The organism is Bradyrhizobium liaoningense (genome assembly GCF_018130825.1).
Lineage (GTDB): Bacteria > Pseudomonadota > Alphaproteobacteria > Rhizobiales > Xanthobacteraceae > Bradyrhizobium > Bradyrhizobium liaoningense_B.
In genome coordinates this window covers 222,724-235,796 of record NZ_JAFCJS010000007.1, presented here as the reverse complement: position 1 = coordinate 235,796, position 13,073 = coordinate 222,724, and the positions used below count along the sequence as shown (strand labels likewise).

Annotated in this window: 13 protein-coding genes; 1 reads left to right on the top strand and 12 read right to left on the bottom strand. The window is 68.2% G+C overall.

The genetic code is table 11. The features are described from left to right. Positions 1 to 19: 19 nt before the first annotated feature. From cobA to cbiT, 5 genes are read right to left on the bottom strand one after another with little or no spacing between them, the layout of a single operon-like run. Positions 20 to 751, bottom strand: coding sequence for a uroporphyrinogen-III C-methyltransferase (cobA, locus tag JQ603_RS28610; RefSeq protein ID WP_212344245.1), 732 nt, complete (start codon positions 749 to 751; stop codon positions 20 to 22). Continuing rightward, positions 748 to 2,058, bottom strand: a complete 1,311-nt coding sequence (locus tag JQ603_RS28605; protein ID WP_212344243.1) for a cobyrinate a,c-diamide synthase — start codon at positions 2,056 to 2,058, stop codon at positions 748 to 750. The genes cobA and JQ603_RS28605 overlap by 4 nt, the downstream gene beginning before the upstream one ends. Then, positions 2,058 to 2,840, bottom strand: coding sequence for a precorrin-4 C(11)-methyltransferase (gene cobM, locus JQ603_RS28600; RefSeq protein WP_212344241.1), 783 nt, complete (start codon positions 2,838 to 2,840; stop codon positions 2,058 to 2,060). Before cobM ends, JQ603_RS28605 begins: the two co-directional genes overlap by 1 nt. Further along, positions 2,837 to 3,205, bottom strand: a complete 369-nt coding sequence (locus JQ603_RS28595) for a cobalamin biosynthesis protein (protein WP_212344238.1) — start codon at positions 3,203 to 3,205, stop codon at positions 2,837 to 2,839. Before JQ603_RS28595 ends, cobM begins: the two co-directional genes overlap by 4 nt. Next, complete coding sequence (cbiT, locus tag JQ603_RS28590) at positions 3,202 to 4,383, bottom strand: precorrin-6Y C5,15-methyltransferase (decarboxylating) subunit CbiT (protein ID WP_212344656.1); 1,182 nt, start codon at positions 4,381 to 4,383, stop codon at positions 3,202 to 3,204. Before cbiT ends, JQ603_RS28595 begins: the two co-directional genes overlap by 4 nt. Before the next feature lie 10 nt (positions 4,384 to 4,393). On the opposite strand from cbiT, the gene JQ603_RS28585 reads away from it, so the two are divergent. Then, positions 4,394 to 5,140 carry a cobalt-precorrin-6A reductase gene (locus tag JQ603_RS28585; RefSeq protein WP_212344235.1) on the top strand — a complete coding sequence of 249 codons (747 nt, stop codon included), beginning with the start codon at positions 4,394 to 4,396 and terminating at the stop codon, positions 5,138 to 5,140. Here JQ603_RS28585 and cobJ read toward each other — a convergent pair. The 7 genes from cobJ to JQ603_RS28550 are packed head-to-tail and all read right to left on the bottom strand — an operon-like array spanning position 5,116 to position 13,017. Beyond that, a complete protein-coding gene (gene cobJ / locus JQ603_RS28580; RefSeq protein WP_212344233.1) occupies positions 5,116 to 5,850 on the bottom strand; it encodes a precorrin-3B C(17)-methyltransferase in 735 nt (244 codons plus the stop codon). The genes JQ603_RS28585 and cobJ overlap by 25 nt on opposite strands. After that, positions 5,847 to 6,578 (bottom strand): precorrin-2 C(20)-methyltransferase, encoded by a 732-nt coding sequence (locus JQ603_RS28575; RefSeq protein WP_212344231.1) that lies wholly within the window; start codon positions 6,576 to 6,578, stop codon positions 5,847 to 5,849. Before JQ603_RS28575 ends, cobJ begins: the two co-directional genes overlap by 4 nt. A gap of 2 nt (positions 6,579 to 6,580) precedes the next feature. Continuing rightward, positions 6,581 to 7,210 carry a precorrin-8X methylmutase gene (locus JQ603_RS28570; protein ID WP_212344220.1) on the bottom strand — a complete coding sequence of 210 codons (630 nt, stop codon included), beginning with the start codon at positions 7,208 to 7,210 and terminating at the stop codon, positions 6,581 to 6,583. Next, positions 7,210 to 8,373, bottom strand: a complete 1,164-nt coding sequence (gene cobG, locus JQ603_RS28565; protein WP_212344219.1) for a precorrin-3B synthase — start codon at positions 8,371 to 8,373, stop codon at positions 7,210 to 7,212. The genes JQ603_RS28570 and cobG overlap by 1 nt, the downstream gene beginning before the upstream one ends. Continuing rightward, positions 8,370 to 11,612 (bottom strand): cobaltochelatase subunit CobN, encoded by a 3,243-nt coding sequence (cobN, locus tag JQ603_RS28560; protein WP_212344218.1) that lies wholly within the window; start codon positions 11,610 to 11,612, stop codon positions 8,370 to 8,372. Before cobN ends, cobG begins: the two co-directional genes overlap by 4 nt. Then, positions 11,612 to 12,646: a cobalamin biosynthesis protein CobW gene (gene cobW, locus JQ603_RS28555; RefSeq protein WP_212344217.1), complete on the bottom strand. Its 1,035-nt coding sequence runs from the start codon at positions 12,644 to 12,646 to the stop codon at positions 11,612 to 11,614. Before cobW ends, cobN begins: the two co-directional genes overlap by 1 nt. Beyond that, positions 12,643 to 13,017: a DUF1636 family protein gene (locus JQ603_RS28550; RefSeq protein WP_027558954.1), complete on the bottom strand. Its 375-nt coding sequence runs from the start codon at positions 13,015 to 13,017 to the stop codon at positions 12,643 to 12,645. The genes cobW and JQ603_RS28550 overlap by 4 nt, the downstream gene beginning before the upstream one ends. Positions 13,018 to 13,073: the final 56 nt, after the last annotated feature.

Below are 13,073 nucleotides of genomic sequence, written 5' to 3'. Positions count from 1 at the left end.
CGAACGGCGGCAGTGGCCGTCATGATGGATATTCCCCCGCCAGCGCGCCGAACAGGATCACGGCGGCCGTCGAAGCCGCCCCGCCTCGTGCAAGCTGCTCGGCAAGCTCGGCAATCGTGGTGCGGACCAGCCGCTCGTCGGGTCGCCCGAGGGATTCGGCGAACAGCGCCGGGGTGGTTGGTGCGAGGCCGTGGGCGATCAATTTTGCGGCAAGCGCCGGAAAGGTGCGCCGTCCCATATAGACGACGGTGGTCGCTTCGGGGTCAGCCAGCGCCGCCCAATTCAGGTTGGGCGGCAACTCGCCGGTGACATCGGCCCCGGTGACGAACTGCACGCGGCGCGAGGTGTGCCGTCGGGTCAGCGGGATTCCCGCCTGCGCCGCAGCGACGCAGGCCGAGGTGACGCCGGGAACGATCTCGTAGCCGATGCCGGCCTCGCGCAGCGTCTCGATCTCCTCCTCGAGCCGGCCGAAAATGCCGGCATCGCCGGACTTCAAGCGAACGACGCGCGCGCCTGTGACGGCGTAGTCGACCAAGAGGCGGTTGACATGATGCTGCTTGGTCGAGGGACGCCCGGCCCGCTTCCCCACTGCGACGAGATTGGCGCCGGGCCGGGCGAGATCGAGGATCGCGCCGGAGGCAAGGTCGTCATAGAGCACGACGTCGGCCTCGCGCAGCCGCGTGGCGCCCTTCACGGTGAGGAGCTCGGGATCACCGGGGCCGGCGGAGATGAAGGAGACGAAACCGCTCACCGGTCCTCCGCGATCAGATGGAAGAAGGTGCCGGTGGCACGGCCGCGCTGCGAGCCGGTCTCGGCGATGACCGCGCCCGTTGCATCATGCACGACCGCCAGCGGCGTATCGGGCTGGGCAAGGATGGTCGAATAGTGGAACTCATGACCGCGCAAGCGCGCGCCCGCCTGATGCCCCGGCATAGGCGCCGCGAGGGCGGCAAGACGATAGCCCAGATGCATGCGGCGTTTGGCAAAGCTCGTCTCCAGGCCAAGCAGGCCAGTCATCTCATGACGAACACCGTCGGCGTCGGTGAGGCCTGCGCCCAGCACCATATAGCCTCCGCACTCGCCGTGCACCGGCCGCGTCTCGGCGAACGAGCGCAGGCCGGTGCGAAACCGCGTATTGGCCGCGATCTTTCCTGCGTGAAGCTCGGGATAGCCGCCGGGCAACCAGCAAACGTCGGCGCTCGTATCAGGGCCTTCATCGGCGAGCGGCGAGAATGTCGTGATTTCGGCGCCCGCCGCGCGCCAGGCTTCCAGCATGTGCGGATAGACGAAGGAAAACGCGGCGTCGCGGGCGAGCGCGATGCGCTGCCCGGGCGGCGTCACGTTCAGGCCATTCGCGTCAGGTTGCGGCGACCAGCCGGCGGCCGCTCGCAGCACCGCGTCGAGATCGACGTGCTCGGCGACAAAGCGCGCGGCCTCGTCGATCAGCTTGCCGATCTCGGCCTGCTCCTCCGCCTGCACGAGGCCGAGATGCCGCTTCGGCAGGCTGATCTCCGCGTGCCGCGGCAGCGCACCGAACACGGCGATGCCGGCTTCGTTGAGCGCACGCCGCACCAGGTCTTCGTGGCGCGGGCTGGCGACGCGATTGAGCACGACGCCGGCAAGGCGCACGCCCGGGCGATAGTCGCGAAGGCCTGCGGCGATCGCAGCCGCCGTCTGCGCCTGCCCCGATGGATCGATCACCAGCACCACCGGCCAGCCCAGCATCTCCGCGATGTCGGCCGAAGCACCGGTGCCGGACACGCCACGCGCTGCCACGCCATCGAACAGACCCATCGAGCCTTCGGCGAGGACGATGTCGGCATCCGTGCCGCGGCTGACGAGATGCGCGATCGTTCCGCGGTCCATCGCCCAGCTATCGACGTTGACAGAGGCTCGTCCCGTGGCGGCCGCGTGGAATGCGGGATCAATATAGTCAGGCCCGCTCTTGAAGCACTGCACCTGGAGGCCACGATTGCGCCAGGCGCGCGCGAGCGCCAGCGTCAGTGTGGTCTTGCCGACGCCGGAGGCTGGCGCGGAGATGACAAGGCCCGCCGGCATTAGGAGACCTCCGGAAAGCGCGGCTCGGCGCCAATTGGCCGATAGCGGCGGTCGTAGTCGGCGGCATAAAGGCGGCTCTCGTCGAAATCCGCAGCGCCAAGGGTCTTGCCGACCAGGATCAGCGCGGTGCGCTCCATCTCGGTACCAACGGCGGCATTCAGCGTCGCCAGCGTCGCGCGCACGACACGCTGCTCCGGCCAGCTCGCGCGCCAGACGATGGCGACGGGACAGTCCGCGCCGTAATGCGGGGTGAGCTCGGCGATGACCTGGCCGAGCAGATGGATCGAGAGGTGGATGGCGAGCACCGCGCCGGTCGCGGCGAAGGCGGCGAGCTTCTCGCCCTCAGGCATCGCGCTGGCGCGGCCGGGCGTGCGCGTCAACACCACCGTCTGGGCAAGGCCGGGCAAAGTCAGCTCGGCTTCCAGCGCGGCCGCAGCAGCGGAGAACGAGGGAACGCCGGGCGTCACCGAATAGGGAATGCCGAGCGCGCGCAGGCGGCGGAGTTGTTCGCCCATCGCCGACCAGATCGAGAGATCGCCGGAATGCAGCCGCGCGACGTCCTTGCCCTCCGCATGCGCGGCAGCGATCTCGGCAATGATCTCATCGAGCGACAGCGGCGCGGTGTTGACGATGCGCGCGCCGGGCGGGCAATGCGCCAGCACGCCTTCGGGAACCAGCGAGCCGGCATAGAGACAGACCGGACAGGCCGCGATCAAGTCGCGGCCGCGCAGCGTCAGCAAATCGGGAGCGCCGGGCCCGGCGCCGATGAAATGCACGGTCATGGGCCGTCTCCTTCCGCGATCGCGGCGGTGGCCGTGCGGTCCCTCGAGACCACGCGCATCGCAATCAGTCGCGCGCGAGGGCCGGCCGCGGCGAGCGCCGCAGCTTCGGCAACTGATCCCGTGCCGAACTTCTCCGCGATGAGCTTCGATTGCGTGAGCGTGTCGATGCCGGCCAGCGTCTCGGCCGGAACGGCCTTGATCGGCACACCGCATTCGTGCGCGAGTTGCTTCAGGGCCTCGGCATCAGCTTTGTCGCTGACGGTCGCCACTGCCGCAAGCCCTTCGGGACCGCCGGCAGCCAGAAGCGCTTCGCGCAGCGAAGCCAGCGTGACATCCTTCTTGAACCCGAGTCCGGCGACCTTCATCGGTCTACACTCCACTGCACCACCGGGCGTGCCGCTTCCCAGGAGCGATAGCCGCCGAGCGGCGCAGCATGCGCGATCTCGACTCGCATCAGCTCGCCGCCGTGGCGTTGGTGCAATTCGCCGAGCAGCGCTTCCGTCTCCAGCGTCACGGAATGTGCGACCAGCCGCGCGCCCGGCGCGAGCCGCGACCAGATGGCGTCGAACATTGCGCTATCGAGACCGCCACCGATGAAGACGGCGTCCGGCGCGTCAAGCGCCGCGAGAGCGTCGGGCGCCTTCCCTTCAACAACAGTGATCCGGTGCGCCAGCCCGAACGCTGCCGCATTCCTGCGGATATTCGCGGCGCGATCCTCTCGCGCTTCGACGGCGGTCGCCGTTCCACCGCATAGCGCCCATTCCACCGAGATCGAACCCGAGCCCGCGCCGATGTCCCACAATCGCTCGCCGGAGCGCGGCGCCAGCGTCGAGAGCGCCATTGCGCGCACCGGCCGCTTGGTGATCTGGCCGTCATGGACGAAGAGATCGTCTGACAGTCCCGAGCTGCGGGGCACGCCCTGCGCGCCCTTCGCCTCGACGGCGACTGCGACCAGGTTTCCGGCGAGACCACCGGCAAAACTGTTGGCGCGATATTCCCTGATGCTCTCGCGCGGCCCGCCGAGCGCAGCGAGCTTCCAGAAGGACGAGGCGCCCCATCCCCGCTCGCTCAACCATGTTGCGAGATCACCTGCCGCTTTCCCATCGCGCACGAGGCAAATGATGCGCGCACCATTCGCAAGATGCGGCACGAGACGCTCGAACGGCGCGGCGTGCAAGCCGAGGCAAACGGCGGATTCGACTCGCCAGCCCAGCCGCGCGGCCGCAAGCGAAAACGTCGACGGAGCGGAGTGCGCGATCCACTCGCCGGTCTGCAGCTTCTCGGCAAGGCTCGTGCCGGCGCCATGCCAGAAGGGATCACCGGAGGCGAGCACCACCGTCGGCCTGCCACGGCAGCTCAGCACGACATCCGCATCGAACGGCACCGGCCACGAACGGCCGCGGCCGCCAACGTCTGTCAGCGCGAGATGACGTTCACCACCGAAGACGGTTTCCGCCCTCGCAAGTGCGTTTCGGCTTGCTTCCGACAGCCCGGCAAGGCCATCTTCGCCGATACCGATGATGGTCAGCCAGGGATCAGCCAAGGGATTAGCCATGACGCGCGCCCTCATTCTGGGCGGAACGGCCGATGCGAGCCTGCTCGCCGCGGAGATCGCGCATGCGCGCATCGATGCCGTCTACTCCTATGGCGGCCGCACCCGCGCGCCCGCCGACCAGCCGCTGCCGACCCGCATCGGCGGTTTTGGCGGCGCGAGCGGGCTTGCCGATTACATCCGCCGCGAAGGCATCACGCACGTGATCGACGCGACGCATCCCTTCGCTGCCGAGATGAGCCGCAATGCGGTTGCGGCGTGCGCCGAAGCCGATACGCCGTTGATCGCGCTCGAACGCATGCCATGGGTCAGGACGCAAGGCGACAACTGGATCGAGGTCGCGGACGTCGACGCGGCGGTCGCCGCGCTGCCCGAGACGCCCGCACACGTCTTCCTCGCCATCGGTCGCCAGCATATCGCTCCGTTCGCAACCAAGCCGCAGCATGCCTACACGCTGCGCTTCGTCGATTCTCCCGAAGCGCCCCTGCCCCTCCCGGCTGACGTGATCGTGTCCCGCGGGCCGTTCACGTTCGACGCCGAGCTCGAGATGATGCGCGCACGCGGCATCGCATGGATCGTCGCCCGCAATTCCGGCGGCGACGGCGCGCGCGCCAAGATCGACGCGGCCCGTACGCTCGGCCTGCCCGTGGTCATGATCTCGCGACCAGAACTGCCCGAGCGTCCGCGCGTTGAAAGCGTCACTGAAGTGATGCAGTGGCTCGGTCATTCAACCCGCCTCGGTGCATAGACCCAGCGGCCGACGCGGCGTGTCTGCGAATTGCCGACGATCACCAGCGTGCGCATGTCGGCCATCTCGGACCGCGCCTCGTTCAGCGTCACGGTCTCGATTGTCTCGTCGGCAGCGCTGATCGCGCGCGCGAAGATCACGAGCCGTTCGCCGCAACCGGCTTCCTTGAGTAGCGCCAGCGCACGTCCAAAACCCTCCGGCCGGTTTGCCGAACGGGGGTTGTACATCGCAATCGAAAAATCGGCTTCCGCCGCGAGCCGCAGCCGTTTCTCGATCACGGCCCAGGGCTTGAGATTGTCGGAGAGATTGATCGCACAGAAGTCGTGACCGAGCGGCGCACCCGCGCGTGCAGCCGCCGCCAGCATCGCCGTGATGCCCGGCAGCACGCGGATCGGCAGCGCCTGCCATTGCGGCACCTGTTCGAGCGCCTCGAACACGGCGGACGCCATGGCGAAGACGCCGGGGTCGCCGGAGGACACGACGACGACCTGACCGCCTTCGGCGGCCAGACGCAACGCCTCGCGCGCGCGTTGCAGCTCTTCGCGGTTGTCGGAGGGGTGCAGCGTGAGACCTGGTCGCGGTGACACACGCGCGACATAAGGTGCATAGCCCAAAATATCGGTCGCGGAGGCGAGCGCTGCGGAAACCTCAGGCGTTACCAGCGCGTCGCTGCCCGGGCCAAGACCCGCAATGGTCAGCGTGCCCGTCATTCGGCCGCGTCCAGATGCCGTCCCTTGCCGTGCACCAGCACGATCGCGAAATAGGGACAATCTGCGGCATCGACCTCCGCGAGCCGCACCACGCGCTCGCCCGGCATGGTGCCACGCTCGACCAGCCAGGCGTCTTCAAGCCGACCGGCGGATGCGAGCGCGCGGCGTACTTTCGCAAGATTGCGGCCGGTCTTCATGACGACCAGCGCATCGGAATCGCGCATGCGGCGTTCGAGGTCGTCTTCGGGAAGCGTCCCCATCAGCACCGTCGTAACGTCGTCACCGAGGGCGATCGGCTGGCCGACGCCATTCCAGCAGCCAACCATGCCGGGAATGCCGGCAATCACCTCGATCTCGACACGCCCCTGCAGGCGCATGTGCAGATGCATGAAGGAGCCGTAGAAATAGGGATCGCCCTCGCACAGCACGACGACGTCGACCGCGCGCGCCAGCCGCGCCAAGCGCTCGGCCCATTCGTCGTAGAAGCCGGCGAGCAGCTGGACGTATTCGGGGCTGTCGAAAGCAATCTCCGTGGTGACCGGATATTCCATGGGATATTCGGTGACGTCGGAGGCGAGCATGCCCTCGACGATACGGCGCGCCTGGCCAGGCCGACCCTTCTTGCGGAAATACGCAACGTGCTGCGCGGCGCGCACGGTGCGGTCGGCGCGCACGCTCATCAGATCGGGATCACCGGGGCCGAGGCCGCAACATATGATGCGTCCCATCGCTATTCGCTCCGGCTCGCCAGCGCGTTCACGGCGGCCACCGTGATCGCCGAACCGCCGAGGCGGCCCTCGACCGTCAGCGTCGCGACCTTCGGATCGGCCATCAGCGCCGCCTTGGACTCGGCTGCACCGACGAAGCCGACCGGGCAGCCGATAATCGCCGCCGGCCGCGGGCAGTTTTGGTCCTCCAGCATGTTGAGGAGATGGAACAGCGCTGTCGGTGCGTTGCCGATCGCAACAATCGCGCCATCGAGATGCGGCCGCCACAGCTCCAGCGCCGCGGCCGAGCGGGTGTTGCGCATGGATTGCGCCAGCGACGGAACGGAGGGATCGCCGAGCGTGCAGATCACGGCATTGTCCGCCGGCAGTCTCGCCCGCGTGATTCCTTCCGAGACCATGCGCGCATCGCACAGGATCGGCGCGCCCTTCTGCAGGGCGGCGCGCGCGGCGGTCGCCATGCCTGGCGTGAAGCGAATATGCGCTTCGAGGCCGACCATGCCGGCGGCATGGATCATCCGCACGACGACCTGCTCCTCATCGGGCGTGAAGCGGGCAAGGTCGGCTTCTGCGCGAATGGTCGCAAAGGACTGCCGGTAGATCGCGGCGCCATCGGTCTCGTAAACATGCGGCATCAATGCCCTCCCATCAGGATGGAGGGATTACCGACGATATCATCGCGGTTAAGCCCACGCAGAACGGGCTCGTCGCGCGTCGAGCCACCGCGCACGAGATCGAATCCTGCGCCGGTCGCGACCAGCGTGATCGCAGCAGTGCCGGAATGCGCACATCCCTTGGCGCAGCCGGAAACGTGAAGCCGCGCGGCCGCACCGATGTTCGGCGCAAGCGCGGCTGCCAGCGCGCGGGTGTCGGCGTGGGCCTCGCGACAGCGCGGCGCACCGCTGCAGGCGATGACGCGTAGCGCCGGATCGTAGGCCTCGGTGATGAGGCCGGCCGCGGTCGGCATCGTGCGCTTGTCTTCGCTCAAGACCATCCGCCACGGCGTCATCCGCAGCGCATGTCCACAATCGGCAAACTGGTTGAGCGTGGCATGGGGCAATTGCCCGAACGCGACGCCGACCATCGCGCCCTGCGGATAGAGGCCGGGGCGCGCCGCGGCCATGATCGGTGCCGGCTCGGCCTCGCCGCGCAGCGCCCTGGGCAAGATTGCGCCGGCGGCCAGATGCGCCGCCATGCGCCCTCGCCCGCCAGTGGCGCCGCCTGACATCACGAACCAGTTTGCAAGCGCGAGCGCAGCGGTCACGGCCTCGCCGCGCGCGACGGATCGGCCGAGCTCGGCGCCATTGGCCCGCACCAGCAGCCCGCCGGCCCGGTCGCGCTCGATCCGCACATCCGCGGAATCGCCGGCAAGCACGCGCGAGGTGCCGTCATCGACGGCGAAGCCGAACTTGGTCGGAAGCGCGAGCGCGCACGCCTCGAGCGCCGCTTCGAGCTCGGCGACAATCGCCTGGGTCTCGTCGCCCGCGCGCCAGAACGGTGTCACCAGGATATTGCGCCGGGATTCGGTTTCGGGGTCCGGATCGAGCAGCGCCAGTTGCGCGAGCCCGTCGACCAGCAGCCCGTGGCTGCTTTCACTGACGCCCCTGATCTGGAGATTGGCGCGGCTGGTGACGTCGATCAGGCCGTTGCCGTGGCGTTCGGCCAGATGCGCAAGTCCGGAGACCTGCGCCGCATCGAGCCGACCGCCGAACGGCCGCACGCGGACGACGAGTCCGTCGCCCGATTGCATCGGCCGCAGCGCACCGGGGCACCAGCCCTTGACCATAGCCGCGCTCATGACGCCTCCCGGAGTGCAGCCGCGATCGAATTGCGGCGCGTTCGCCAGAGTGAAGCCTCATGCAAGCGGGTGAAGCAGGTCTCCATCGCGGCAAGTGCCGCCGGATTCTCGCGGGCCATGAACGCGCTGACGTCCTCGTTGCCCAGTGTCGCGTCATAATAGAGATCGAACAGATGCGGCGGCACGGCGCCCGCCAGATGGGCGAAGGCTGCCATATGCTCGAGCGTCGCGGTGATCTCGGCGGCGCCGCGAAAACCATGGCGCATCATGCCGGCGATCCAGGCCGGATTGGCGGCGCGCGCGCGAACCACGCGCGAGATCTCCTCGGTCAGCGTCCGCGCATGCGGCTGGTCGGGGCGCGTTGCGTCGAGATGATAGAGCGACGGCGCGGTCCCGCCGAGCTGTGCCGCGGCGGCCGCAATCCCCGCTTCATGCGCGGCGTAGTCGGCCGCGAGCAGCAGATCGGTTTCCGGCAAGTCCTGGACGTGGACAAAAGCATCGGCCGACGCGAGGCGCGTCTCGATGCCGGCACGATCGGCCCTGATCTCGCCATCGGCGGAGAATGCCCAGGATGACGCCGACAGCCAGGCTTCGCCGGCCGCTTCGCGCGTTTCGGATGTGAAGGCATCCGGGATCGCCGACAGGCCGACACCGTATTGTCCGGGACGCGGCGCGAACACGCGCGACACACGCTGGCGATACGGATTTTCCTCGCCCTCGTCGTCGCGGCCTGCGAGCGCTTCCGCCGCGGCTTCGAACAATTGCGCAAGGCCGGAGAAGACATCGCGGAACAGGCCTGAGACGCGCAGCGTGACGTCGATGCGGGGGCGGCCGAGCTCGGCGGGCGCGATGATGTCGTAACCGGTGACGCGGCCGGAAGCGTGATCCCAGCGCGGCGCGAGGCCTGCCAGATGCAGCGCCATCGCAAATTCCTCGCCCGCGGTGCGCATTGTCGCCGAACCCCAGAGATCGACGACGAGGCCCTTCGGCCAGTCGCCGTGATCCTGCAGATGGCGCCGCAACAGCTCTTCGGCGAGTTTTATCCCCTGCGCGTGCGCCGACGGGGTCGGCACCGCGCGGGGATCGACGGCGAAGAGATTGCGTCCCGTGGGCAGCACGTCCTGACGGCCGCGATAAGGCGAGCCCGACGGCCCCGGCGCGACTCGCTGTCCTGCGAGCGCAGCACGCAGGGCGTCGCGCTCCGCATCGCCACAGGCGCCGCGGCCAAACACGTGCAGGCCGTCGCCGAACTGGCTCTCCTTGAGATCGCAGACGAAGCGGTCGATGCGCGGGATCGCTTCGGCCGGTGCAGCAGAAGCATCCAGGCCAAGATCGTCTTCAAGGCCGGCTGCACGCGCCTCGTCGCGGATTGCCGCGATCAAACGCTGCCGGCGGGCTGGATCCAGACCATCGGCGGTCGAATATTCGTCAAGGAGCCGTTCGAGCCGACGCAGGCCTTCCGGCACGGCGGATTTTTCGAGCGGCGGCGGCAGATGGCCAATCGTGACGGCGCCGATGCGCCGCTTGGCCTGCGCGGCCTCGCCGGGATCGTTGACGATGAAGGGATAGATGATTGGGAGATCGCCGATCAGGGCTTCCGGCCAGCAGGCTGGAGACAGCGCCACCGATTTTCCGGGCAGCCATTCCAGCGTGCCATGCGCGCCCATGTGCACGACGGCATCGATGGCCTGCGCGCGGAGCCAGAGATAGAACGCGACATAGGCGTGGCGCGGCGTGCGGGCGAGATCGTGATAATCGGCATCGCGCGAGGTGGCATCGCCGCGCTCCGGCTGGACCGCGATGATCGAGTTGCCGCAAGTGATGGCCGCGAAGTGAAACGCGCCGTCGCGGTAACTCGGGTCAGTCTCCGGCGCGCCCCAGGCTTGCGCGAGATCATCCTGCAAGGATTTCGGCAGGCGCGCGAGCGCGGCGCGATAGTCGGCGACGCTCCAGGTCAATCGCTGCTTGAGCAGCGTATCGCCGAGTGCATGGATCGGCGCGACGCCGAAGCCGGCTTCCGCGAGATCGGATACCAGGGCCTCGACCGAAGCCAGCGCATCGAGACCGACCGCATGCGCAATCTGGTGCGGACGGCCCGGATAGTTCGAGAGCACGATCGCCGCACGCTTCTCGGCGGCAGGCTTCGCCGCGAGGTGCCGCCAGGCCGCGACGCGCGCGGCCACAGCCTTTACGCGCTCCTCATCGGGCCGGTGCGCCAAATGCGAAAACTGCAGATCGGGATCGCGCACCGCGGCGGACTTGAAACTCACCACGCCCGTGAACACGCGGCCATCGACCTCGGGCAGCACCACATGCATCGCGAGATCGCCGGGCGAAAGGCCGCGCAGCGAGTCCGCCCAGTCCTCGCGACGCGCCGTGGAAAGCGCGACCTGGAAGACCGGACACAATGCAGCATCGAACGGCGTCGTTCCGTCGTCGCCAACCGCGGAAAACGCCGTCGCATTGACGATCGCAGCCGCCGGATTTTGCGCGAGATGCGCGCCCAGCCAATCAGCAACGCCCGCGGCCTTCAACGAGGTGACGAACACGCCATGCGCATCAAAGCCCTTGTCGCGCAACGCGGCGATGAGGGCATCGACGGGGCCGGTGTCGGCAGCGGTGAGATAGGAGCGATAAAACGTCACCAGCGCGCGCGGCTTTCCCTCGCCCGGCGCCGCAATGACACCGCGCGCAGGATCGTAAAAGCCCATCTCGGGCACCGTCATCTCGCCGACGACCGGGCCTGCATAAAGCCCCGAGGCCAGCGCGAGCTGCGCGATCGCGGCTTGCGCCGCGACCGGGCCGCCGGTGTCGCAAAGCACCTTCAGCCGGCGCAGCGTCGAAACCGGCAGGGTCGAGTAGGCATCGAGCCGCGTGTCGTCGCGACCATCGGCCGGCAGCACGGCCAGCACGATGTTACGGTCCTTCGCAAGTTGCTGCAGGGCCGCGAGCCCGTACGGCCAATAGGATTCACCGCCGATCAGGCGCACCAGGATGCCGCGCGCATGCGACAGCGTGCGCTCGATATAGGTATCGACCGACAGCGGATGACGCAGCTCCGCGAGATTGGCGAGCCGCAGCGACGGCAGGCTGTCGCGGCCGCGGCGCCAGCCGGCAGCAAACGCGGCAAGGTCGGAATCCGAGTACGAGAGCACCACGAGATCGGCCGGGTCCTGGCCGATGTCCCTTGGCGTCGCGGTCTCCTCCAGACCGCGGCTCTCGCGGAAGACGACGTGCATCAGATACCCAGTCCTGACCTGATCGCGGCCTCGTCGATGTCGCCATGCTCGCCGATCACGACGAGCTTTGATTGCCTGAGACCCGCGCCCCAGGGCTTGTCGAACTGGTGGCGCACGCGCTCGCCCACCGCCTGCAGCAACAGGCGCATCGGCTTGCCGGCGACCGCGATATAGCCCTTGGCGCGCAGCACGTTCTGCTCGCGCGCCAGCTTCTGGACCGATGCGACCAGCGCATCGACATCCAGGACTTCCGGAAGGTCGATCACGACCGAAGCAAAATCATCATGCTCGTGCTCCTCCTCGCCATCATGATGCGAGGGCCGCGCGGCGAGATCGTTCTCCGCGGCAGCGCCGAGGCCGAGGATGACGCGCGCGTCGATCGCGCCATCGGTGACGGGCAGCATCGGCACGCGGCGCGGCATCTCGGCGGTGATCGCCGCCTTGGCTGCTTCCACCCCAGCCGCGCCCGCAAGATCTGCCTTGGTCAGCAGCACGATGTCGGCGCAGGCGATCTGGTCCTCGAACACTTCCGACAGCGGCGTCTCGTGATCGAGATTTTTGTCCGCTGCGCGCTGCGCTTCGACGGCCGCCGGATCGGGCGCGAAGCGGCCGGCGGCCACAGCCTCGGCGTCGGCCAGCGCGATCACGCCGTCGACCGTGATGCGCGAGCGGATCTCCGGCCAGTCGAACGCTTTCAGCAGCGGCTTTGGCAGCGCCAGACCCGAGGTCTCGATCAGGATGTGATCGGGCCGCACCGGCCGGGCCAGCAATTGCTCCATGGTCGGAATGAAATCGTCGGCGACGGTGCAGCAGATGCAGCCATTGGCGAGTTCGACGATGTTCTCTTCCGGACAGTTCGCGTCGGCGCAGGATTTCAGGATCTCGCCATCGACGCCCTCGCTGCCGAACTCGTTGACGAGCACGGCGAGCTTCTTGCCGTTGGCATTGCTGAGCAGATGCTGGATCAGCGTTGTCTTGCCGGAGCCGAGAAAACCCGTGACCACCGTGACAGGGACTTTTGCGAGCGAGTTCATTCAGCGGCCTCCGGCAACACGGCAATGGGGGGAATGCGGGCAAGCGACTGCTTGCGGAAGATTTCGGGACGGCTGCGCCATGGCACGAGACCGTCGGGCGCCGCCGCATAGGCTGCGGCACCCGCGACGACGTCCTGCGCGTTCGCATCCGACAGGCGGCCATAGACATAGGACCAGCGGCCGGGCGCGCTGAGCGCGACCGAGCAGCCCTGGCTGCAGGCCGACAGGCATTCGACGGGAACCACATTGACGCCCTCGGGCACGCCCGCCTCGAGGATCGCGCCGTGCAGGCGCTTGCCGGGTGTCGTCTCGCCCTCGCCAAGCGTCTGGCCGGCGCGGCAGGTGATGCAGACGTGAAGTGTGACGGTCATCGCCTCTTCCAGAATAAACGGCCGAGGCGAAGAGGCCCACGAACCTTCTTCCGAGG